The sequence below is a fragment of the Mycobacterium branderi genome, from assembly GCF_010728725.1.
Lineage (GTDB): Bacteria > Actinomycetota > Actinomycetes > Mycobacteriales > Mycobacteriaceae > Mycobacterium > Mycobacterium branderi.
Genome location: NZ_AP022606.1, coordinates 4372699 through 4393626, shown reverse-complemented (window position 1 = coordinate 4393626; position 20928 = coordinate 4372699). Strand labels below are relative to the sequence as shown.

The window sequence follows — 20928 nt, the reverse complement described above, 5'->3', positions numbered from 1 at the left end:
GACGGGTGAATTATGTCCTCGTTGAACATCCGCGGCCATCTGTCGCGCTGATCACCCTCAACCGGCCCGAGCGGATGAACTCCATGGCATTCGACGTCATGGTCCCGCTCAAGGCGGCGCTGGAAAAGATCACCTACGACAACTCGGTGCGGGTCGTCGTGCTGACCGGCGCGGGCCGGGGTTTCTCGTCGGGCGCCGACCACAAGTCGGCGGGGGAGGTGCCGCACGTCGCGGGGCTGACCCGGCCGACTTACGCGCTGCGCTCGATGGAGATTCTCGACGACGTCATCCTGGCGCTGCGCCGGCTGCATCAACCGGTGATCGCCGCCGTCAACGGCGCCGCGATCGGCGGCGGGCTGTGCCTGGCGCTGGCCTGTGACATCCGGATCGCCGCATCCGGCGCCTACTTTCGCGCGGCAGGCATCAACAACGGGTTGACGGCCAGCGAACTCGGGCTGAGCTACCTGCTGCCGCGGGCCATCGGTTCGTCGCGGGCCTTCGAGCTCATGCTCACCGGCCGCGACGTCGACGCCGAGGAAGCCGAACGGATCGGCTTGGTTTCGCGCCAAGTTCAAGACGACCAACTGCTGGACACGTGTTACGCGATGGCCGAGCGGATCGCCGCGTTCTCCCGGCCTGGAATCGAGTTGACCAAACGCACACTATGGACTGGACTGGACGCCGCTAGCCTGGAAGGGCACATGCAGGCCGAAGGCCTGGGACAGCTCTTTGTTCGTCTGCTCACCGCCAACTTCGAGGAAGCGGTCGCCGCGCGCGCAGAGAAACGCCCGCCGGTGTTCACCGACGACAAGTAACCCACAAGGAGAGTGACCGTGATCACGGCAACGGACCTCGAGGTCCGCGCTGGCGCGCGCACGCTGCTCTCCGTCGACGGCGCGGCACTGCGGATCCAGCCCGGCGATCGCATCGGGCTGGTCGGCCGCAACGGCGCCGGCAAGACGACGACACTGCGCATCCTGGCCGGCGAAGCCGAGCCCTATGCCGGGTCGGTGACTCGCACCGGCGAGATCGGTTATCTGCCGCAGGATCCCAAAGAGGGCGACCTCGACGTGCTGGCCCGCGACCGGGTGCTGTCCGCGCGGGGGTTGGACACGTTGCTCACCGATTTGGAAAAGCAGCAGGCGCTGATGGCCGAGGTCGCCGACGACGACGCGCGTGACCGTGCGGTGCGCCGCTACGGCCAGCTCGAGGAGCGATTCGCCGCACTCGGCGGCTACGGCGCCGAAAGCGAAGCAGGCCGGATCTGCGCGAGTCTCGGTTTGCCCGAACGGGTCTTGACCCAGCCGCTGCGCACGTTGTCGGGCGGCCAGCGACGCCGGGTGGAGCTGGCGCGCATCCTGTTCGCGGCGTCCGACACCGGCGCCGGCTCGGCGACCACGCTGCTGCTCGACGAGCCCACCAACCATCTCGACGCCGATTCGCTGGGCTGGCTGCGGGATTTCCTGCGCGGCCACGCCGGCGGGCTGGTGGTCATCAGCCACAACGTCGATCTGCTGGCCGATGTCGTCAACCGGGTGTGGTTCCTCGACGCCGTGCGCGGTGAGGTCGACGTCTACAACATGGGTTGGCAAAAGTATCTCGATGCTCGCGCCACCGACGAGCAGCGCCGCCGGCGGGAACGTGCCAACGCCGAGCGCAAGGCCGCCGCGTTGCGTACCCAGGCTGCCAAGCTGGGCGCCAAGGCCACCAAAGCCGTTGCGGCGCAGAACATGCTGCGCCGCGCCGACCGGATGATGGCTGCCCTGGAGGAAGAACGGGTGGCCGACAAGGTGGCCCGGATCAAATTCCCGACGCCCGCGGCGTGCGGACGCACACCGCTGGTGGCCAAAGGATTGACCAAGACCTACGGGTCACTGGAGGTGTTCACCGGCGTCGATTTGGCCATCGACCGCGGCTCGCGGGTGGTGGTGCTGGGACTCAACGGCGCGGGCAAGACGACGCTGCTGCGGCTGCTGGCCGGCGTGGAACAGCCCGACGCCGGAGCGCTGGTACCCGGACATGGTGTGAAACTTGGCTATTTCGCACAAGAACACGACACCCTCGACGATGCCGCGACGGTGTGGCAGAACATCCGCCACGCCGCACCCGATTCCGGTGAGCAGGACTTGCGCGGGCTGCTCGGCGCATTCATGTTCAGCGGCCCGCAACTCGACCAGTTCGCCGGCACGCTGTCCGGTGGCGAAAAGACGCGGCTGGCGCTGGCCGGTCTGGTGGCGTCGACGGCGAATGTCTTGCTGCTCGACGAACCCACCAACAATCTCGACCCCGCTTCTCGCGAACAAGTGCTCGACGCGCTGCGCAGTTATACCGGCGCGGTGGTACTGGTGACGCATGATCCCGGAGCGGCCGAGGCGCTCGACCCGCAACGCGTCGTGCTGCTGCCGGACGGCACCGAAGACCATTGGTCCGACGAGTATCGGGATCTCATCGAGTTGGCCTGACAGCGATTTCGCGAAATTCCTCCGACGCCGACGGTCGCTTCCTACGCTTAGCCGGGAGGGGTTCGGTTCCTAGTGAAGCGGGGAGGCGCCGATGAGGAAATCGAAGAAACCGCGCGAACAGTTGTTGGCCGAGTTGCGCCATGCGTACGAGGGCGGAGCCAGCATCCGTAACCTGGTGGCGTCCACCGGCAGATCGTACGGGTCGATTCACAGCATGCTTCGCGAATCGGGAACGTCGATGCGCAGCCGGGGCGGGCCCAACCACCGAACCCGCACCGCGCGGTAAGCCGCTGCCCCGCCGAGTGTGAATCTGCCGACGCGGCACCGGCGTGTCGCGTCGTGAAATTCACAGTCGGCGAGGGCTAACCCTGCCGCACAGAACCTTCGACGAGATCCAAGACGGCGGTAAGGCGTTGCGGGTCTTCGCCGGACGCCAGCCGGGCCACCAGCCCGTCCAGCACCAGGTCCAGGTAGCACTGCAGCACGTCACTCGGCACATCGTCGCGCAGCCGCCCCGCCTGCTTCTGCCGGCGTAGCCGATCCGTCGTCGCCGCCGCCAGCTCCGCCGAGCGCTCGGTCCACCCGCGGCTGAACGCGGGATCGTTGCGCAGCTTGCGGGCGATCTCCAAACGTGTGACGAGCCAATCGAATTGGTCTGGTGCGGCGAGCAAGTCGCGCATCACCTGGATCAGGCCCTCCCGCGACGCGACAGCCGCCATCCGCTCGGCATCCTCGCGGGCCAGCTCGAAGAACAGCGTGTCCTTGTCGCGAAAGTGGTGAAAGATCGCGCCGCGTGACAACCCGATTGCCTTTTCGAGCCGCCGCACCGTCGCCTTGTCATAGCCGTACTCGGCGAAGCAGCGGCGGGCGCCGTCGAGGATTTGACGGCGCCGGGCCGCCAGATGGTCCTGGCTGACCTTCGGCACACGCGCCCTAGGACTTCAGCATGTTGCGCAGCACGTACTGCAGGATGCCGCCGTTGCGGTAGTAGTCCGCCTCGCCCGGTGTGTCGATGCGCACCACTGCGTCGAACTCGACCGGCTTACTCCCGTCTTTGGACGCCTTGACATGAACGGTCTTCGGCGTCTTGCCGTCGTTGAGCGCCTCGATCCCGGTGATGTCGAACACCTCGGTGCCGTCGAGCCCCAGCGACTCGACCGACTTGCCCTCGGGGAACTGCAGCGGGATCACGCCCATGCCGATCAGGTTGGAGCGGTGGATACGCTCGAACGACTCGGCGATCACCGCCCGCACGCCCAGCAGCATCGTGCCCTTGGCCGCCCAGTCCCGCGACGAGCCCGAGCCGTATTCCTTGCCGCCCAGCACCACCAGCGGAATGTTTTGCGCCGCATAGTTTTGCGCGGCGTCGTAGATGAACGCCTGCGGGCCGCCATCCTGGGTGAAGTCGCGGGTGTATCCCCCGGCCACGTCGTCGAGCAACAAATTGCGCAGCCGGATGTTGGCGAACGTGCCGCGGATCATCACCTCGTGGTTGCCGCGGCGTGAGCCGTAGGAGTTGTAGTCCTTGCGCGCCACGCCGTGCTCGTCGAGGTACTGCGCCGCCGGGGTGCCCGGCTTGATGCTGCCGGCCGGCGAGATGTGGTCGGTGGTCACCGAGTCGCCGAGCAGGGCGAGCACCCGCGCGCCGGTGATGTCGCTGACCGGCTGCGGCTCGGCCGACATCCCCTCGAAATACGGCGGCTTGCGCACATAGGTCGAATCCGGGGCCCACTCAAAGGTGTTGCCGCTCGGGGTCGGCAGGTTGCGCCACCGCTCGTCGCCCTTGAACACGTCGGCGTAGTTCTTGGTGAACATCTCTTGGTTGATCGCCGACGCGATGGTGTCGGACACGTCCTTCTGCGATGGCCAGATGTCACGCAGGAACACGTCGTTGCCGTCTTTGTCTGTACCCAACGGCTGCGAGTCGAAGTCGAAGTCCATGGTGCCGGCCAGCGCGTAGGCGACCACCAGCGGCGGCGATGCCAGGTAGTTCATCTTCACGTCCGGGTTGATCCGGCCCTCGAAGTTGCGGTTGCCCGACAGCACGGCGGCGACCGAAAGGTCGTTGTCGTTGATCACTTTCGAGATCTCCTCGGGCAACGGGCCCGAGTTGCCGATGCACGTGGTGCAGCCGTAGCCGACCAGGTAGAAGCCGAGCTTCTCCAGATACGGCCACAGCCCGGCCTTTTCGTAGTAGTCGTGCACCACCTGCGAGCCGGGCGCCATCGTGGTCTTCACCCACGGCTTGGAGGTCAGCCCCTTTTCGACGGCGTTGCGCGCCAGCAGCGCCGCGCCCAGCATCACCTCGGGGTTGGAGGTGTTGGTGCACGACGTGACCGCCGCGATCACCACCGCGCCGTGGTCGAGCACGAACTCACCGAGTTCCTTGGACTTGACCGTCACCGGGTTGCTGGTGCGACCCTTCGCGTGTGCGGCGGCGGAATGCACATGGTCGTCAGCGTGACCGTTCGACACCTGCCCCGGGTCGCTGGCCGGGAACGTCTCGTCGACTACCTCGTCGAGCTTGGAGTACTCCGTCTTCTGCGGGTCGTCGCCGACGTAGGTCGGAAGTGTCTGGCGGAACGCCGATTTCGCATCGGAGAGCGCGATGCGGTCCTGCGGGCGCTTCGGTCCGGCGATCGAGGGCACCACATCGGACAGGTTCAGCTCGAGGTACTCGGAGAACGCCGGCTCGTGCGCCGGGTCGTGCCACAGGCCCTGTTCCTTGGCGTAGGCCTCGACCAGAGCAAGCTGCTTGTCGCTGCGACCGGTGAACCGCAGGTAATCGATGGTCTCCTGGTCGATCGGGAAAATAGCTGCGGTAGAACCGAATTCGGGACTCATGTTGCCCAGCGTCGCGCGGTTGGCCAGTGGCACCTCGGCCACGCCCTCGCCGTAGAACTCGACGAATTTGCCGACGACGCCGTGCTTGCGCAGCATCTCGGTGACAGTCAAAACGACGTCGGTGGCCGTCACACCCGGCTGGATCTCACCGGTCAGCTTGAAACCGACCACCCGCGGGATCAGCATCGACACCGGCTGCCCGAGCATTGCGGCCTCGGCCTCGATACCGCCCACGCCCCAACCCAATACGCCCAGGCCGTTGACCATCGTGGTGTGCGAGTCGGTGCCCACACAGGTGTCCGGGTACGCCACGCCGTCGCGTTCCATCACCACGCTGGCCAGGTATTCGATGTTGACCTGGTGCACGATCCCGGTTCCCGGCGGCACCACCTTGAAGTCGGAGAAGGCGCCCTGCCCCCACCGCAGGAACTGGTAGCGCTCGCCGTTGCGCTGGTACTCGATCTCGACGTTGCGCTCGAAGGCGTCGGCGCGGCCGAACAGGTCCGCGATCACCGAGTGGTCGATCACCAGATCGGCGGGGGCCAGCGGGTTGACCTTCTCGGGATTGCCGCCCAGCTCGGCGACGGCCTCGCGCATGGTGGCCAGGTCGACGATGCACGGCACACCGGTGAAGTCCTGCATCACCACCCGGGCGGGGGTGTACTGGATTTCGATGCTGGGCTCCGCCTTGGGATCCCAGTTGGCGATGGCGCCGATGTGGTCCTTGGTGATGTTGCTGCCGTCCTCGTTGCGCAGCAGGTTCTCGGCGAGGACCTTGAGACTGTAGGGGAGTTTCTCGGTGCCGGGCACTGCGTCGAGGCGATAGATCTGATAACTGTTGTCGCCGACCTTCAAGGTGTTGCGGGCTTGGAACGAATTCACCGAATCCTTGTTGCTCACATCAACTCCCGAGATGTAGTTCTTTGGCGGCGACCCGCCGACGGGCTGTGCCGGCGGCCGGTTGCCACTTTAACAGTACGCTTGTCCTGCATTCTGGCGCCCGCCCACGCGCCTCAGTCTTGTCCTGTTGCCACCGTGCTGTCAGGCGATCAGGAGAGGCGGTACGGTCTTGATCCGTGACTACCCCGCAAGCGCCGTCCTACATCCCGGGCGAGATCTGCGGCACCGTCGGCCTCGACCCGTCGACCCCTCCCGATCAGTGTCTGGCGTTGGTCCGGGCGCAGGTCGACTTCGAAGGAGTCAGCGCGCCGCCGGACGTCGCCCCGGGACTGCGGCAGGTGGTCAACCAGGCTCGCGCTGACGGCATCGACCTCAAGATCGTCGTGCTCGACCAGAACCCGCCCAACGACCCGCCGCTGCGCGACGTCGCCACTGTGGTGGGGTCCGACCATCCCGACGCCACGGTTCTGGTGCTCAGCCCCTCGCACGTCGGCTCGTACAGCACGCATTTCCCCCGCTCCACGCTGGAGATCGGCGAGGACAACGCCAAGACCGGCAACCCCGTGGTCTCGGCGCAGAATTTCCTGCACCAGCTCAACACCCCGCAGTTTCCCTGGACAGCCTTCACCATCGTGCTGTTGATCGTGGTGGCGGCGGCTGCCGTCGGCACCCGGATCCTGCAACTGCGGGCCAGGCGCTCAGCAACCGCGGCCGAAGACGCTGAGACGTCGGCTGAGGACGTCGAACAGAGCAGCTAGCTCGCTACAAGCCGGCGCGGCTATCGCGCTGCATATTCCCCTGGTAGCAAACTGCCCAGGTCACCATTGGGTCACAATCATTTCAATTACAGACCTGTAATTTGTTACTAAAGTTTCAATAGAGACTCCTGTGACTTACGGTGCAATTGATGCTTCCGCTCTGATCGCGCTTCCAGTGCCACTGGGGCCGACGCCGACCGTCCCGCGTTGAGCCATAGGAGACTAATGAGACGCTTCCGCCGCGGCTCGCTTTCTCGCTTGGCCGCAAGCCTCTGTGTGCTCATGGTGTTGTGCACGCCGGGGCTCGCGACGGCGGATCCGGGCGCGGGGCCGGACACGCTGGGCGGGCTGATCGCCGACGTCGCAAAGGCCAACCAGCGTCTGCAGGACCTCAGCGCCGCAATCAAGACCGAACAGGAAAGCGTCAACAAGGCGCTGGTCGACGTGGAAACGGCGCGCGACAACGTCGCCGCCGCCCAACATGACGTCGAAGTCAGCCAGCAGGGCGTCAAGGACGCCAACGCGGCAATCGCTGCGGCGCAGCAGCGCTTCGACAGGTTCGCGGCGGCGACCTACATCAACGGCCCCTCTGACAGTTATCTGACCGCCGCCGGCCCGGACGACATCATTGCCACCGCCACCGCGGGCAGGACCCTATCCGCCAGCTCCCAGCGAGTGATGGAGAACCTGCAGCGGGCCCGCACCGAGCAGGTGAACAAGGAGTCTGCGGCGCGGTTGGCCAAGCAGAAAGCCGACAAGGCTGCCGCGGAGGCGCGGGCCAGCCAGGACGCGGCGGTGGCGGCGCTGACCAACGCGCATCGCACGTTCGCCGAACAGCAGCAAGAAGTCAACCGCCTGGGCGCCGAGCGCGACGCGGCCCGGGCCAGGCTTGACGCCGCCCGCAGTTGGTCGGCGCCGGGGGGCGGAACCGGCACCGGCCCGCGGGCGGCGTCTTCCCCTGGAGACCGGTGGGATCCCGGCGGCGCCCCGGGAGCGCCGCGCGCTCACAACCCCGGGCAGTGGGACGGCGAGTGGGACCCGACCCTGCCGATGGTGCCCAGCGCCAACGTCCCCGGCGACCCGATCGCCGTCATCAACACGATCCTGGGCATTTCGGCGACCTCATCGCAGGTCACCGCCAACATGGGGAAGAAATTCCTCCAACAGATGGGCATCCTCAAGCCCGACGACACCGGCATCACCAACGGCCGGATCCCGCGCGTCTACGGACGGCAGGCCTCCGAATATGTGATTCGCCGCGGGTTGTCGCAGTTGGGCGTGCCGTACTCCTGGGGCGGGGGTAACGCGGCGGGGCCGAGTCGCGGAATCGGCTCCGGGTCGGACACCGTCGGTTTCGACTGCTCGGGGCTGGTGCTGTATTCGTTCGCCGGCGTGGGCATCAAACTGCCGCACTACTCAGGTTCGCAGTACAACCTCGGCCGCAAGATCCCGTCGTCGCAGATGCGCCGGGGTGACGTCATCTTCTACGGGCCGGGCGGCAGCCAGCACGTCACGATCTACCTCGGCGACGGCCAGATGCTCGAGGCGCCGGATGTCGGTTTGAAGGTCAGGGTCGCGCCGGTTCGCACCAGTGGCATGACGCCCTACGTGGTCCGCTACATCGAGTACTGACCGTGAAAGGACCTATGCGCCAGACGATTTCGCGTCTGATCGGGATGACGTTGGCGGTGATCGGGCTGGTGCTCGGCCTGGCCTGCCCGGCCGTTGCCGAGGACGGCGCCTGGGACCCGACGCTACCGCCGGTGATCAGCGCCGGCGCCCCGGGGGATCCGGTCGCCATCGCCAATGCCTCGCTGAACGCCACCGCCCAGGCCACCCAGACCACGATGGATCTGGGGCGGCAGTTCCTCGGCGGGCTCGGGATCAACCTGGGTGGCAACAACACCAACACCACCCCGGGCCGGATTCCGCGGGTCTATGGCCGCCAGGCCGTCGAATATGTGATCCGCCGGGCGTCGTCGCAGATGGGGGTGCCGTATTCGTGGGGTGGCGGCACCCCCAACGGGCCCAGCAAGGGTGTGGACTCGGGCGCCGACACCGTCGGCTTCGACTGTTCGGGCCTGATGCGCTACGCCTTCGCCGGCGTCGGCGTACTGATCCCGCGGTTTTCCGGCGACCAGTACAACGCCGGCCGGCACGTCCCGCCGTCGCAGGCCAAACGCGGCGACCTGATCTTCTACGGCCCGGGCGGCGGCCAGCACGTCACCATGTATCTGGGCAACGGTCAGATGCTGGAGGCGTCCAGCATCGCCGGCAAGGTCACGGTCAGCCCGGTGCGCACGCCCGGCATGACGCCGTTTGTCACCCGGATCATCGAGTACTGACTCGCCGGGCGCCGCCCGCGTCGACGGAATCCGGGCGGCCTGGAATAGTTGGACGAGGGCACGCCGCTGCCCCGTGTGGAGAGCTGTGGAAGGGTTGTATCGATGACATCAGCAGGTGGCGCCAGCGGGTACTCCGGCCCGAGCGGGCCGCCGACGACGCCGGCGCATGCGTCGTCGGCGGACGGTGGCAACGGACTGGCCGCCGAGGTACACACCCTGGAACGGGCGATCTTCGAGGTCAAGCGCATCATCGTCGGCCAGGATCAGCTCGTCGAGCGGATGCTGGTCGGCCTGCTGTCCAAGGGCCACGTACTGCTCGAGGGCGTGCCGGGTGTGGCCAAGACCCTGGCCGTGGAGACGTTCGCCCGGGTGGTCGGCGGGACGTTCGCTCGCATCCAGTTCACGCCCGACCTGGTGCCCACAGACATCATCGGTACGCGCATCTACCGGCAGGGCAAGGAGGAGTTCGACACCGAGCTGGGCCCGGTGGTGGTCAACTTCCTGCTGGCCGACGAGATCAACCGCGCGCCGGCCAAGGTGCAGTCGGCGCTGCTGGAGGTCATGCAGGAACGCCACGTTTCTATCGGCGGCAAGACCTTCCCGCTGCCCAGCCCGTTCCTGGTGATGGCAACCCAGAACCCGATCGAGCACGAGGGCGTCTACCCGCTGCCGGAGGCGCAGCGCGACCGCTTCCTGTTCAAGATCAACGTGGGCTACCCCTCTCCCGAGGAAGAGCGCGAGATCATCTACCGGATGGGTGTGCGTCCGCCGGAGCCCAAGCAGATCCTCAACACTTCTGACCTGCTGCGGCTGCAGGAAATCGCGGCCAACAACTTCGTGCATCACGCGCTGGTCGACTACGTGGTTCGCGTCGTCACCGCCACCCGCCACCCCGAGCAGCTCGGGATGAACGACGTCAAGAGCTGGATCGCGTTCGGCGCATCCCCGCGTGCGTCGCTGGGCATCATCGCCGCCGCTCGGTCGCTGGCGCTGGTGCGTGGCCGCGACTACGTGATTCCGCAGGACGTCATCGAGGTCATTCCCGACGTGCTGCGGCACCGGCTGGTGCTCACCTACGACGCGCTGGCCGACGAGATCTCGCCGGAGATCGTGATCAACCGGGTCCTGCAGACGGTCGCCATGCCGCAAGTGAATGCCGTTCCGCAGCAAGGACATTCGGTGCCACCGGTGATGCAAGGCGCCACGGCCGCGGCTAGCGGTCGGTGACGGAGTCCAAAACGCCGGCGGTGGTACATCCGCCGTCGATGCAGCGCGGGGAGATCGGCGACCCGAAGCTGTCGGCGGCGCTGCGCACCCTCGAACTCACCATCAAACGCAAGCTCGACGGCCTCCTGCACGGCGATCACCTGGGCCTGATCCCGGGTCCGGGCTCGGAGCCGGGGGAGTCGCGCGAGTATGTGCCCGGTGACGACGTGCGCCGGATGGACTGGGCAGTCACCGCGCGCACCACCCACCCGCATGTGCGGCAGATGATCGCCGACCGGGAGCTCGAGACCTGGTTGGTGGTCGACATGTCGGCCAGCCTGGACTTCGGCACCAGCGTCTGCGAAAAACGCGACCTGGCGGTGGCCGCCGCGGCCGCGATCACATTTCTCAACAGCGGCGGCGGCAACCGGCTCGGCGCGCTGATCGACAATGGGGCACAACGGATCCGGGTACCAGCCCGGTCCGGACGCCAGCATGAGCAGACCTTGTTGCGCGCCATCGCCACCGCGCCCAAGGCGCCGGTCGGGGTGCGCGGCGATCTGGCGGCATCGATCGACGCGCTGCGCCGCCCCGAGCGCCGTCGCGGGATGGCGGTGATCATCAGCGATTTCCTCGGCCCGATCAACTGGCAGCGGCCGCTGCGCGCGATCGCCGCCCGCCACGAAGTGCTGGGCATCGAGGTGCTCGACCCCCGCGATGTCGAGCTGCCGGACGTGGGCGACGTCATCCTGCAGGACGCCGAATCCGGTGTCACCCGCGAGTTCACCATCGACGAACAGCTGCGTGACGACTTCGGCAAAGCGGCGGCCGCCCATCGCGCAGACGTCAAGCGCACCTTCCGCAGCTGCGGGGCGCCGCTGATGTCGTTGCGCACCGACCGCGACTGGATCGGCGACATCGTCCGCTTCGTGGAATCTCGTCGACGCGGCGCATTGGCGGGGCGCCAATGAATTTGCCGTTGCTCGGCCCGATGACGCTCACCGGGTTCGCTCACGCGTGGTGGTTTCTGTTCTTCCTGGTCGTTCTCGGCATCGTCGCGCTCTACATCATCGCGCAGGTGGCCCGGCAGCGGCGGATGCTGCGGTTCGCCAACATGGAACTGCTGGAAAGCGTTGCGCCCAAACAGCCCACCCGGTGGCGGCATCTCGCGGCGATTCTGTTGACACTGTCGTTGGTACTGCTGACCATCGCGATGGCCGGGCCGACGCACGATGTGCGGATCCCGCGCAACCGCGCGGTGGTGATGCTGGTGATCGACGTGTCGCAGTCGATGCGCGCGACGGACGTTGAACCCAACCGGATGGTGGCCGCACAGGTGGCTGCCAAGGAGTTCGCCGGCGAGCTGACGCCCGGCATCAACTTGGGCCTGATCGCTTACGCGGGCACCGCGACGGTGCTTGTGCAGCCGACCACCAACCGGGAGGCCACCAAGGCCGCGCTGGACAAGCTGCAGTTCGCCGACCGAACCGCCACCGGCGAAGGCATCTTCACCGCATTGCAGGCCATCGCCACCGTCGGCGCGGTGATCGGCGGCGGCGACACCCCGCCGCCGGCGCGCATCGTGTTGTTCTCCGACGGCAAGGAGACGGTGCCGACCAACCCGGACAATCCCAAGGGGGCGTTCACCGCCGCACGCACCGCCAAGGACCAGGGCGTGCCGATCTCGACCATTTCGTTCGGCACCCCGTACGGGTTCGTCGACATCAACGGCCAGCGCCAACCGGTGCCCGTCGACGACACCACGATGAAGAAGGTCGCCGAACTCTCCGGCGGCAACCACTACAACGCGTCGAATCTGCAGCAGCTCAAAGAGGTCTACGCGTCGTTGCAGCAGCAGATCGGGTACGAGACCATCCGCGGTGACGCCAGCGTCGGCTGGCTGCGGCTCGGTTCGCTGATCCTGGCGTTGGCCGCTCTGGCCGCGGTGCTGATCAACCGCAGATTACCTACTTAGTGTGGTCGCCGAGTGGCCACTTAATGCACGCTTCCGTCGAAAAGACGTGTCATAAGTGGCCACTCGGCGATGCGATAGGTTGTCGGGGTGACTGAGACAGCCACAGAAACCACTCACGCAGGCAAGCCGCCCTTCGTATCGCGATCGGTGCTGGTCACGGGAGGAAATCGCGGGATCGGGCTCGCGATCGCGCGGCGTTTGGCTGCCGACGGCCACAAGGTGGCTGTCACGCATCGCGGATCCGGGGCGCCCGAGGGATTGTTCGGCGTCGAGTGTGACGTCACCGACAACGACGCCGTCGATCGCGCCTACAAGGAGGTCGAGGAACACCAGGGCCCGGTCGAGGTGCTGGTGTCCAACGCCGGCCTGGCCGCGGATGCATTCCTCATGCGGATGACCGAAGAGAAGTTCCAGAAGGTCATCGACGCCAACCTCACCGGGGCGTTCCGGGTGGCCCAGCGGGCGTCGCGCAGCATGCAGCGAAAGCGGTTCGGCCGAATGATCTTCATCGGTTCGGTCTCCGGCACGTGGGGCATCGGCAACCAGGCCAATTACGCGGCCTCCAAGGCCGGTCTGATCGGTATGGCCCGCTCGATTGCTCGCGAGCTGTCGAAGGCCAACGTGACCGCGAATGTGGTGGCCCCGGGCTACATCGACACCGATATGACCCGCGCGCTGGACGAGCGGATTCAGGCGGGGGCACTGGAATTCATCCCGGCGAAGCGGGTTGGCACCGCCGCCGAGGTTGCCGGCGTGGTCAGCTTTCTCGCCTCTGAGGACGCCTCGTACATCTCAGGCGCGGTGATCCCGGTCGACGGCGGCATGGGCATGGGTCACTAGGACACAAAGGACGGACATGGCAGGACTTCTCGAAGGCAAACGCATCCTGGTCACCGGGATCATCACCGATGCGTCGATCGCGTTCCACATCGCCCGGGTCGCCCAGGAGCAGGGCGCGCAGCTGGTCTGCACCGGGTTCGACCGGCTGCGGCTGATCGAGCGGATCCTCGACCGGCTGCCCGAAAAGCCGCCGCTGGTCGAGCTGGACGTGCAAAACGAGAAGCACCTCGACACGCTGGCCGAGCGGGTGCTCGAGGTGATCGGCGAGGGCAATCAGCTTGACGGCGTGGTGCATTCGATCGGTTACATGCCGCCCAGCGGGATGGGCATCAATCCGTTCTTCGAGGCGCCGTATGAGGATGTCTCCAAAGGTATTCACATTTCGGCGTATTCGTACGCGTCGCTGGCCAAGGCGTTGTTGCCGATCATGAATCGCGGCGGCGCGATCGTCGGGATGGATTTCGACCCCACCCGCGCGATGCCGGCCTACAACTGGATGACGGTGGCCAAGAGCGCGCTGGAGTCGGTGAACCGGTTCGTGGCACGCGAAGCCGGCCCGTACGGTGTGCGCTCCAACCTTGTTGCCGCCGGGCCGATTCGGACGCTGGCGATGAGCGCGATCGTCGGCGGCGCGCTCGGTGAAGAAGCCGGCAAGCAGATGGAGCTGCTCGAGCAGGGCTGGGACCAGCGGGCGCCGATCGGCTGGGACATGAAGGACGCCACCCCGGTCGCCAAGACGGTGTGCGCGGTGCTGTCCGACTGGCTGCCGGCCACCACCGGCGACATCATCTTCGCCGACGGCGGGGCGCACAACCAGTTGCTCTGATGGACTTCGACGCGGTCCTGCTGCTGTCCTTCGGCGGGCCCGAAGGCCCCGAGCAGGTGCGGCCCTTTCTGGAGAACGTGACCCGCGGCCGGGGCGTCCCGCCGGAACGCCTCGACGAGGTCGCCGAGCACTACCTGCACTTCGGCGGGGTGTCGCCGATCAACGGCATCAACCGCGCACTGGTCACCGAACTGCACGCCGAACTCGGCGGCAGCCTGCCGGTGTATTTCGGTAACCGGAACTGGCAACCGTATGTCGAAGACGTCGTCGCGACCATGCGCGACAACGGAATTCGGCGTGCGGCGGTGTTCAGCACATCGGCGTGGAGTGGCTATTCCAGCTGTACCCAATACGTCGAGGACATCGCCCGGGCCCGTCGCCATGCCGGCGAGGATGCACCGGAATTGGTGAAACTGCGGCCCTACTTCGATCATCCGCTGTTCGTCGAGATGTTTGCCGACGCCGTCGCCGCCGCCGCAAAAACGGTGCCGGCGGGCGCCCGTTTGGTGTTCACCGCGCACTCCATCCCGGTGGCAGCCGATCAGCGCTGCGGTCCCCGGCTGTACAGCAGCCAAGTCGCATACGCCGCAAGGCTGGTGGCAACGGCCGCCGGATACCGGGATTACGACCTGGTGTGGCAGTCACGGTCGGGACCCCCGCAGATCCCGTGGCTGGAACCCGATGTCGCCGACCATCTTTCGACGCTCACCGGTGCGGTGATCGTGTGTCCGATCGGCTTTGTCGCCGACCACATCGAGGTGGTGTGGGATCTCGACCACGAGCTGCGCTCACAGGCCGACAAGGCGGGGATCGCGTTCGCGCGGGCCGCTACGCCCAACGCCGACCGCCGATTCGCCCGGCTGGCAGTCGATTTGATCGACGAGCTGCGCGAGGGCCGCGAGCCCGCTCGGGTGGTCGGGCCGGACCCGGTGCCGGGCTGTGGGGCCAGCGTCAACGGCGCGCCGTGCGGGCCGCCGCACTGCGTGGCCGAATGGTCTTCGCCTGCGGGGCTCAGCCCCGCCAGGCCGACCGCAGAATCGCGCTGACAGCGGCCATCCGGGCCGAGCGCACCACCGCGGCCAATGGCCGCAGCGCATCATTGGCGATCTGCGTCTGCGACGACGACTGTGTAGCAATGGGTGTCAGCCCTGCGCCGACCGTAATGATCGCGTCGACGTGTGCGGCGGTTTCCAGCACCCGCACGGCGCGGTTGGGCGCATGGTCGGGAATCCGGTGGTGGCGCATGGATTCGAGCAGCTGCTCGACGAGGCCGCGCGGATCGTCGACGTCGGCGCCGGACAAGCCGAGCCCGACCGCGCTGAGTATTTCTGCGGCCGACCGTACCGCCGACCGCAGTTCGTATTCGGCTTCACCGAGCTGATGCTCGTCGACTGCGGTCACATCCGGCAGCGAGTAAACCGTCCACGACAACGCGGTCAATTCCGGTTCCGCCGTGTCGTCGTGGTCGTCGTATCTGAACTCGGGGACCAGTCCGACGGCGACGGCGGAATCGTGGGGATCGAAGACCAGCACCGCCTCGCCCGCCGCCAGGGCCTCCTGCTCGAACCGGGTGCCCGCCGCCAGCCCGCGGACGTCGCCGGGCACCGGCAACACCAGGCTCACCGAGGGCGCCGGGATCCCCGTCCTGCCTGCCGCGGTGCGCAGAGTCTGCAGCAGCGACACCACACCAGCGTCGTCGACATCAGGCCACGGCAGACCGGTGTGACCCGCCGCCACCGCGTCGTACGCAGTGACGGATTGCGTTGGGGCCCAACAGGTTAACGCGTCGAGAACGTCGTCGGGGGCTGCCTGGCCGGCCAGCCATGCGTTGGCCCATACCGAGAGCGTTGCGCTGGGGCACCACATGAACTCGCAGTGTAGTTGTTCGGCGCGATCGAGGCGGATCACGCGATATTCTGGCGACATGCCTGCCGCCCTGATCTGGCTGATCGTCGCGCTGGGTCTTGCCGGTGCGGAGGCACTGACCGGCGATATGTTCTTGCTGATGCTGGGGGGCGGCGCCCTTGCCGCGGCGGGCAGCAGCTGGCTGCTGAATTTGCCGATCTGGGCCGACGGCGCGGTTTTCCTCGTGGTCTCGGTGCTGCTCTTGGTGCTGGTCCGGCCTGCGCTGCGGCGACGGCTCACGCCGGCGGTGGGTGCGCGGACCGGCGTGGAAGCGCTGGAAGGCAAGAACGCGCTGGTCCTCGACCGGGTCGCACGCGACGAGGGTCAGGTCAAGTTGGACGGCCAAATCTGGACCGCCCGCCCGCTCAACGACGTCGACGTGTACGAACCCGGCGAGCTGGTGACCGTCGTGCACATCGACGGTGCCACCGCGGTGGTGTGGAAGAACGTCTAAATAGAGGAGTTCATGATGCAAGGTGCCGCCGCCGGTCTGGTTTTCCTGGCCGTCCTGGTGATATTCGCCGCCATCGTAGTGGCCAAATCGATTGCGCTGATCCCGCAGGCCGAGGCCGCGGTCATCGAACGGCTGGGCCGCTACAGCCGCACGGTCAGCGGGCAGCTGACCCTCCTGGTGCCGTTCATCGACCGCATCCGCGCCCGGGTGGATCTGCGCGAAAGGGTGGTGTCGTTCCCGCCGCAGCCGGTGATCACCGAGGACAACCTGACCCTCAACATCGACACCGTGGTCTACTTCCAGGTCACCAATCCGCAGGCCGCGGTCTACGAGATCAGCAACTACATCGTCGGTGTCGAGCAGCTGACGACCACCACGCTGCGCAACGTGGTCGGCGGCATGACCCTGGAGCAGACGTTGACTTCGCGCGAGGTGATCAACCGCCAGCTGCGCGGCGTGCTGGACGAGGCCACAGGTCGCTGGGGGCTGCGGGTTGCTCGCGTCGAGTTGCGCAGCATCGACCCGCCGCCGTCGATCCAGGCATCGATGGAAAAGCAGATGAAGGCCGACCGGGAGAAGCGGGCAATGATCCTGACCGCGGAAGGCCAACGGGAATCGGCGATCAAGCAGGCCGAAGGTCAGAAGCAGGCCGAAATCCTTGCCGCCGAGGGTGCCAAGCAAGCCGCGATTCTGGCTGCGGAGGCCGACCGGCAGTCGCGAATGCTGCGTGCGCAAGGGGAACGGGCGGCGGCCTATCTGCAGGCGCAGGGCCAGGCGAAGGCGATCGAGAAGACGTTCGCCGCCATCAAGGCGGGCCGGCCGACTCCGGAGCTGCTGGCCTATCAGTATCTGCAGGTTCTGCCGAAGATGGCCCAGGGCGAAGCCAACAAGGTGTGGGTGGTGCCCAGCGACTTCGGTTCGGCGCTACAGGGTTTCACCAAACTGCTGGGCGCGCCCGGCGAGGACGGAGTGTTCCGGTATCAGCCGTCGCCGGTCGAGGAAGACCTGCCCAAGCCCGAGGACGACAGCGACGAGGTCGCGGATTGGTTCTCCACCGAAACCGACCCGGCGATCGTGCAGGCGGTGGCCAAGGCAGAAGCCGACGCGCGCAAGCCGGTCGAGGGAGTGCTCGGTGCGCCCTCCGAGCTGACTCAATAAGGCGTGGTGATGAGCGCACTGACTTCTCCCAAAACGTATGCGGCGCTGGCCGCTTTCCAGGCCGGTGATGCGGTAGCGTGTGCGATTCCGGTGCCGTACATCGCGAAATCCCTTGACACGCTGGGTGTTCCGCAGGACATCCGCTGGATCCTTCCGGTGTCCAAGGCAGCCTCGGTCATCGGTTTGCTGTCGGTCAGCAGGTTTCCCGTGCTGGCCCGGCTTACCACCGCGATGCTGACGCTGTATTTCGTTCTCGCCGTCGGAGCGCACATCCGTGTTCGGGACCGAGTAGTGAATGCCGTTCCGGCGGCGTCGTTTTTGGTGACATACGCGGCGCTGACGGTGAAGGGCCCCGATTAGTCGCGCGCCGGCACCAGGAAACACGCCAGGACCTTGACGAAGAGGAACAACGGAATCCAGGCCAGTGCGGGCTGCACTGGCAGCCAGATCAGGTTCACCAGCACTGCGGCCAGGGTCAATCCCAGCGCAGCGAGCCGCTTGAGATCCGCGGGCGCGAATTCGACTGCCGCGCCGATGCTTATCAGCAGCGTGGCGTTCACGGCAGCCCATGCCCAGCCGGTGTCGAAAAGTAGCGCGGTGGGAGCCAGATACAGCAGAGCGTGGGCAATCACGAACGCGACGCGGAACCGCCGGGCGGCGAGACCGGGGCGGTGATACCACCGGTTGGCGGTCGCGCTCGAGGTGGTCATGATCCCGCCGACCAGATCGAAAACCATGACGGCCAGGACCACGATCTGCGCCACCGACCAACCGCGCCAGCCGCCCACGTGCCGGATATAGCCGGCCAGCAATGCGATGAGCAGTGCGCCGACCACGACGCCGACGATGCTTTCGCTGCGGGTGCGCGGCGGTCCGAAGAACGTGCGCACCAAGCCGACGCTTGTCATGACGGGAAGTCGAGCCGCAGCTCGACCATCGGCAGCGGTGTATTGGTCTCGGTGATCGGACGTCCGAGCGTTTTCTCGAGAACGCCCTTGAAGCCGGCCCACGCGCGGGGATGGCGGTTGATGTAGCCCGCGAGCGTCTTATCGGCCTCATCCTGGGTGAGCACGCGCGCTGTCGCCGCCGCGGGCGCGCGGCTTCCGGCGTAGACCCGCACCCGCGGGTTCGCCCGAACATTGCGGAACCACTGCGCGTTGTCGCCGAACCCGGCGGCCACCACGTAGCGGTCCGGCGCCGGGTGATCGAGGACCTCGAGCACGACGTAGCGCCGGGCGCCGGATTTGCGGCCGATGTGTTCGAGCATCAGCAACCGCGACCCCAGCACCGCCCCGGCGCGCGCCTTGTAGATCCAGATGGGCGCGCGTACCAGCCGACGCGATCGCAGCAATCCTGCGGCTCCGGTTGCCATCGACATGTTGCCTCCGTTTCGTTGTGGCGGATCACGCGAGCCCGTCGCGGTAGATCGCGAAAACCTCTGCGGCCCAGCGCTGAATGCCGTCGGCCGACAGCGGGTCGAAGCCGAGCAGCTCGGTCAGCCGCGGACGCAGGGTGAGCACTGCCAGGTCGTTGACCATCAAGACGGCCGCGCGCACAGCGGGATCTGTGCCGGCGCTGGCGGTGTCGGCCGCGACCATGGCGTCGAGCGTGTCCCGGCTGACGCGGTGAAGCCGCTCGAACAGCGCCGATCCGGTCGCACCGCCGCCGATCAGCATCCGGCTCAGGTATGCCGGGATCGCCGAGTCGGGCGGCAGGTGCCTGGCCAGGCCGTCGAGCATGCCGGGAACCGATGCCGGGTCCAATCCGGAAGTGGCTGTGCTCGTGGCCATTTCGCCCAGCACCGCCTCCAGGCTTGCGACGACGTGATCGTCCACCGCCGCCACCAAGCCCTCCTTGGAGCCGTAGTGCCGGATCAGCAACGCCGGTGACACTCGAGCGGCGGCCGCGATATCGCGCATCGTGACGGCGTCGGGACCGCGTTCGGCGAACAGTCGCAGTGCTTCGTCGCGGATGCGGGCGCGCGCCGTCCGGTCATCCGGCAGTGGTGAATGCACGTTTAGTATTGTAAACGTTTGTTTAGTCCGCGCAAGGCGGCGTCGCGCAACGCGCAGCCGCGGGGCTCACGACGGTTGAGGCGGAAGTGGTTGCGGCGGTAACCGATCGCCGGGCGTGAACCAGTTGACCTTGCTGCGCCAGGACCGGGCCGAGGCGTACGCAAAACCCATTACGCCCAGGCAGCCGCATAGCCAGACCGGCAGCGTGACGTCGATGCCCGCCCACGCTGTTGCCATCTGAATCATGTTGGCCGCCATGCCGAATCCGGCAGAGATCAAGTAGAGATCCACGGTCGACCTCGAGCGCGGATCGTGCCGCAGAATGAGCAGCAACCTGGCCGCGTAGCTCAGCAGGTAGATGAGCAGGCTGCCCAGCACCAGCCAGTAGGCGCCCAGCCAGACGGTACTGACGTGGGCCGGGAACAGGTCAGGGTGGTAGGCCTCGTCGGCGACGACGAAGACCGCGATCAGCATCGGCACGCCCAGGCGGACTGGCCTTCCGACGTGCCGGTGCAACAATCCCTGAACTTTTTCTTCGTCGGTGAGCCGTGCCAGCGCGTGGTCGATGATGGCTGCCACCGCGACGATCAAGCACAGGTGGCCCAGGAGATCCTCGACGTTCCACAGCCCGAAGATCAGGTGCAGCGGCGGGCCGAACGTGGCCGATGCCCAAGGCGACATGAACACCACGGCGCAGCCTTGAAGCGCGATGTTGAGGGTGGCGCCCGCCTCCCACCGTGATTGCCAAGTGTGGCGACGGACCCACAGGCTGTAGACGATGGCGACGAGGGTGGCGCTGATCAGGGCGGCCAGCATCGACTCGATACGTCCGGAAGGCGACTAGACGGGCGGCTTGTTGGGGTCCGGGCGAAGATCGCGCAGCTTCGGCAGGCCGGGGTCTGACTGCACGTATTCGGTGACGGCTTCGGGCTTGATCAAGCCGTAGCGAACCTGGAGGTCGACTGGGTTGAGGCCGAAGTAGTTGGCCACCTTGATCAGGTTGTCGGCGCTGATCAGCCTGCCCTCGCGAGCGGCCTTGTAGTACGCGGACTTGCGGTAACCGAAAGCCTCGTAGACCTCGGTCGCGGCGAGTGGCCGGCCGACCAGATAGGGCAGTACTACCGCCGGGTCTTTATCGCGGTCTTCCATGTCCTGGCACTTTAGCCCTTTTCTATGAACTCGATATGCCTCATCGCAAAGCCGACATGCCATGTCGGCCGCCTGTGGTCTACTTTGACGG

23 protein-coding genes are annotated in these 20928 nt (G+C 66.8%); 15 read left to right on the top strand and 8 right to left on the bottom strand.

Annotated features, from left to right (window positions below; all coding sequences use genetic code 11):
• The first annotated feature begins 5 nt into the window (after positions 1 to 5).
• From G6N47_RS21205 to G6N47_RS21195, 3 genes are all read left to right on the top strand, one after another.
• A complete protein-coding gene (locus G6N47_RS21205; RefSeq protein WP_083134580.1) occupies positions 6 to 815 on the top strand; it encodes an enoyl-CoA hydratase in 810 nt (269 codons plus the stop codon).
• Positions 816 to 833: 18 nt separating this feature from the next.
• Positions 834 to 2462, top strand: coding sequence for an ABC-F family ATP-binding cassette domain-containing protein (locus tag G6N47_RS21200; protein WP_083134605.1), 1629 nt, complete (start codon positions 834 to 836; stop codon positions 2460 to 2462).
• A gap of 91 nt (positions 2463 to 2553) precedes the next feature.
• Complete coding sequence (locus tag G6N47_RS21195; protein ID WP_083134581.1) at positions 2554 to 2748, top strand: helix-turn-helix domain-containing protein; 195 nt, start codon at positions 2554 to 2556, stop codon at positions 2746 to 2748.
• 76 nt (positions 2749 to 2824) lie between these two features.
• On the opposite strand, the gene G6N47_RS21190 is transcribed toward G6N47_RS21195, so the two are convergent.
• Together G6N47_RS21190 and G6N47_RS21185 are read right to left on the bottom strand one after the other, a co-directional pair.
• Positions 2825 to 3388 carry a TetR/AcrR family transcriptional regulator gene (locus G6N47_RS21190; RefSeq protein ID WP_083134582.1) on the bottom strand — a complete coding sequence of 188 codons (564 nt, stop codon included), beginning with the start codon at positions 3386 to 3388 and terminating at the stop codon, positions 2825 to 2827.
• Positions 3389 to 3395: 7 nt separating this feature from the next.
• On the bottom strand, positions 3396 to 6206 hold the full coding sequence (locus tag G6N47_RS21185; RefSeq protein ID WP_163659715.1) for an aconitate hydratase: 2811 nt from the start codon (positions 6204 to 6206) through the stop codon (positions 3396 to 3398).
• Between the two features lie 176 nt (positions 6207 to 6382).
• Between G6N47_RS21185 and G6N47_RS21180 the strand changes: the two genes are divergently transcribed.
• The 9 genes from G6N47_RS21180 to G6N47_RS21140 all read left to right on the top strand — a co-directional run bounded on the left by G6N47_RS21180 (position 6383) and on the right by G6N47_RS21140 (position 15202).
• Positions 6383 to 6964 (top strand): Rv1476 family membrane protein, encoded by a 582-nt coding sequence (locus G6N47_RS21180; RefSeq protein WP_372517553.1) that lies wholly within the window; start codon positions 6383 to 6385, stop codon positions 6962 to 6964.
• A gap of 225 nt (positions 6965 to 7189) precedes the next feature.
• Positions 7190 to 8596, top strand: a complete 1407-nt coding sequence (ripA, locus tag G6N47_RS21175; protein ID WP_083134583.1) for an NlpC/P60 family peptidoglycan endopeptidase RipA — start codon at positions 7190 to 7192, stop codon at positions 8594 to 8596.
• Positions 8597 to 8610: 14 nt separating this feature from the next.
• Positions 8611 to 9309, top strand: coding sequence for an NlpC/P60 family peptidoglycan endopeptidase RipB (gene ripB / locus G6N47_RS21170; protein WP_083134584.1), 699 nt, complete (start codon positions 8611 to 8613; stop codon positions 9307 to 9309).
• A 102-nt stretch (positions 9310 to 9411) separates the two neighbouring features.
• Positions 9412 to 10536: a chaperone MoxR1 gene (gene moxR1, locus G6N47_RS21165; RefSeq protein WP_083134585.1), complete on the top strand. Its 1125-nt coding sequence runs from the start codon at positions 9412 to 9414 to the stop codon at positions 10534 to 10536.
• A complete protein-coding gene (locus tag G6N47_RS21160) occupies positions 10533 to 11486 on the top strand; it encodes a DUF58 domain-containing protein (protein ID WP_139799747.1) in 954 nt (317 codons plus the stop codon). Before moxR1 ends, G6N47_RS21160 begins: the two co-directional genes overlap by 4 nt.
• Positions 11483 to 12490 carry a VWA domain-containing protein gene (locus tag G6N47_RS21155; protein WP_083134586.1) on the top strand — a complete coding sequence of 336 codons (1008 nt, stop codon included), beginning with the start codon at positions 11483 to 11485 and terminating at the stop codon, positions 12488 to 12490. The genes G6N47_RS21160 and G6N47_RS21155 overlap by 4 nt, the downstream gene beginning before the upstream one ends.
• A gap of 87 nt (positions 12491 to 12577) precedes the next feature.
• Entirely contained in the window at positions 12578 to 13330 is a 753-nt protein-coding gene (fabG1, locus tag G6N47_RS21150; protein WP_083134587.1) for a 3-oxoacyl-ACP reductase FabG1, read from the top strand.
• Between the two features lie 16 nt (positions 13331 to 13346).
• The gene (gene inhA / locus G6N47_RS21145) at positions 13347 to 14156 is read left to right on the top strand and encodes an NADH-dependent enoyl-ACP reductase InhA (RefSeq protein ID WP_083134588.1); all 810 of its coding nucleotides are present in this window, start codon (positions 13347 to 13349) and stop codon (positions 14154 to 14156) included.
• Complete coding sequence (locus tag G6N47_RS21140; RefSeq protein WP_083134589.1) at positions 14156 to 15202, top strand: ferrochelatase; 1047 nt, start codon at positions 14156 to 14158, stop codon at positions 15200 to 15202. Before inhA ends, G6N47_RS21140 begins: the two co-directional genes overlap by 1 nt.
• Here G6N47_RS21140 and G6N47_RS21135 read toward each other — a convergent pair.
• Positions 15168 to 16022, bottom strand: a complete 855-nt coding sequence (locus G6N47_RS21135) for a hypothetical protein (RefSeq protein ID WP_083134609.1) — start codon at positions 16020 to 16022, stop codon at positions 15168 to 15170. The genes G6N47_RS21140 and G6N47_RS21135 overlap by 35 nt on opposite strands.
• Positions 16023 to 16080: 58 nt before the next feature.
• Here G6N47_RS21135 and G6N47_RS21130 point away from each other — a divergent pair, with 58 nt between their 5' ends.
• The 3 genes from G6N47_RS21130 to G6N47_RS21120 are packed head-to-tail and all read left to right on the top strand — an operon-like array spanning position 16081 to position 18033.
• On the top strand, positions 16081 to 16515 hold the full coding sequence (locus G6N47_RS21130) for an NfeD family protein (protein ID WP_083134590.1): 435 nt from the start codon (positions 16081 to 16083) through the stop codon (positions 16513 to 16515).
• A gap of 15 nt (positions 16516 to 16530) precedes the next feature.
• Positions 16531 to 17673: an SPFH domain-containing protein gene (locus G6N47_RS21125; protein WP_083134610.1), complete on the top strand. Its 1143-nt coding sequence runs from the start codon at positions 16531 to 16533 to the stop codon at positions 17671 to 17673.
• Between the two features lie 9 nt (positions 17674 to 17682).
• On the top strand, positions 17683 to 18033 hold the full coding sequence (locus tag G6N47_RS21120) for a DoxX family protein (protein WP_083134591.1): 351 nt from the start codon (positions 17683 to 17685) through the stop codon (positions 18031 to 18033).
• On the opposite strand, the gene G6N47_RS21115 is transcribed toward G6N47_RS21120, so the two are convergent.
• From G6N47_RS21115 to G6N47_RS21095, 5 genes are all read right to left on the bottom strand, one after another.
• Entirely contained in the window at positions 18030 to 18581 is a 552-nt protein-coding gene (locus G6N47_RS21115) for a hypothetical protein (RefSeq protein ID WP_083134592.1), read from the bottom strand. The two genes, G6N47_RS21120 and G6N47_RS21115, sit on opposite strands and share 4 nt — an antisense overlap.
• A complete protein-coding gene (locus G6N47_RS21110; RefSeq protein ID WP_083134593.1) occupies positions 18578 to 19051 on the bottom strand; it encodes a nitroreductase family deazaflavin-dependent oxidoreductase in 474 nt (157 codons plus the stop codon). Before G6N47_RS21110 ends, G6N47_RS21115 begins: the two co-directional genes overlap by 4 nt.
• A 25-nt stretch (positions 19052 to 19076) precedes the next feature.
• Positions 19077 to 19688 carry a TetR/AcrR family transcriptional regulator gene (locus G6N47_RS21105; protein WP_083134594.1) on the bottom strand — a complete coding sequence of 204 codons (612 nt, stop codon included), beginning with the start codon at positions 19686 to 19688 and terminating at the stop codon, positions 19077 to 19079.
• Positions 19689 to 19754: 66 nt separating this feature from the next.
• Positions 19755 to 20504, bottom strand: coding sequence for a hypothetical protein (locus G6N47_RS21100; protein ID WP_083134595.1), 750 nt, complete (start codon positions 20502 to 20504; stop codon positions 19755 to 19757).
• A 24-nt stretch (positions 20505 to 20528) separates the two neighbouring features.
• Complete coding sequence (locus G6N47_RS21095; protein WP_083134596.1) at positions 20529 to 20837, bottom strand: helix-turn-helix transcriptional regulator; 309 nt, start codon at positions 20835 to 20837, stop codon at positions 20529 to 20531.
• Between the last annotated feature and the right edge of the window lie 91 nt (positions 20838 to 20928).

Bases quoted from the DNA above. Each gene is read 5' to 3' on its own strand.
- moxR1 (WP_083134585.1), top strand. From the start codon at position 9,412: ATGACATCAGCAGGTGGCGCCAGCGGGTACTCCGGCCCGAGCGGGCCG.
- G6N47_RS21135 (WP_083134609.1), bottom strand. From the start codon at position 16,022: ATGTGGTGCCCCAGCGCAACGCTCTCGGTATGGGCCAACGCATGGCTG.
- G6N47_RS21155 (WP_083134586.1), top strand. From the start codon at position 11,483: ATGAATTTGCCGTTGCTCGGCCCGATGACGCTCACCGGGTTCGCTCAC.
- G6N47_RS21140 (WP_083134589.1), top strand. From the start codon at position 14,156: ATGGACTTCGACGCGGTCCTGCTGCTGTCCTTCGGCGGGCCCGAAGGC.
- G6N47_RS21100 (WP_083134595.1), bottom strand. From the start codon at position 20,504: ATGCTGGCCGCCCTGATCAGCGCCACCCTCGTCGCCATCGTCTACAGC.
- G6N47_RS21095 (WP_083134596.1), bottom strand. From the start codon at position 20,837: ATGGAAGACCGCGATAAAGACCCGGCGGTAGTACTGCCCTATCTGGTC.
- ripB (WP_083134584.1), top strand. From the start codon at position 8,611: ATGCGCCAGACGATTTCGCGTCTGATCGGGATGACGTTGGCGGTGATC.
- G6N47_RS21120 (WP_083134591.1), top strand. From the start codon at position 17,683: ATGAGCGCACTGACTTCTCCCAAAACGTATGCGGCGCTGGCCGCTTTC.
- G6N47_RS21115 (WP_083134592.1), bottom strand. From the start codon at position 18,581: ATGACAAGCGTCGGCTTGGTGCGCACGTTCTTCGGACCGCCGCGCACC.
- G6N47_RS21195 (WP_083134581.1), top strand. From the start codon at position 2,554: ATGAGGAAATCGAAGAAACCGCGCGAACAGTTGTTGGCCGAGTTGCGC.
- inhA (WP_083134588.1), top strand. From the start codon at position 13,347: ATGGCAGGACTTCTCGAAGGCAAACGCATCCTGGTCACCGGGATCATC.
- G6N47_RS21125 (WP_083134610.1), top strand. From the start codon at position 16,531: ATGCAAGGTGCCGCCGCCGGTCTGGTTTTCCTGGCCGTCCTGGTGATA.
- G6N47_RS21110 (WP_083134593.1), bottom strand. From the start codon at position 19,051: ATGTCGATGGCAACCGGAGCCGCAGGATTGCTGCGATCGCGTCGGCTG.
- G6N47_RS21130 (WP_083134590.1), top strand. From the start codon at position 16,081: ATGCCTGCCGCCCTGATCTGGCTGATCGTCGCGCTGGGTCTTGCCGGT.
- ripA (WP_083134583.1), top strand. From the start codon at position 7,190: ATGAGACGCTTCCGCCGCGGCTCGCTTTCTCGCTTGGCCGCAAGCCTC.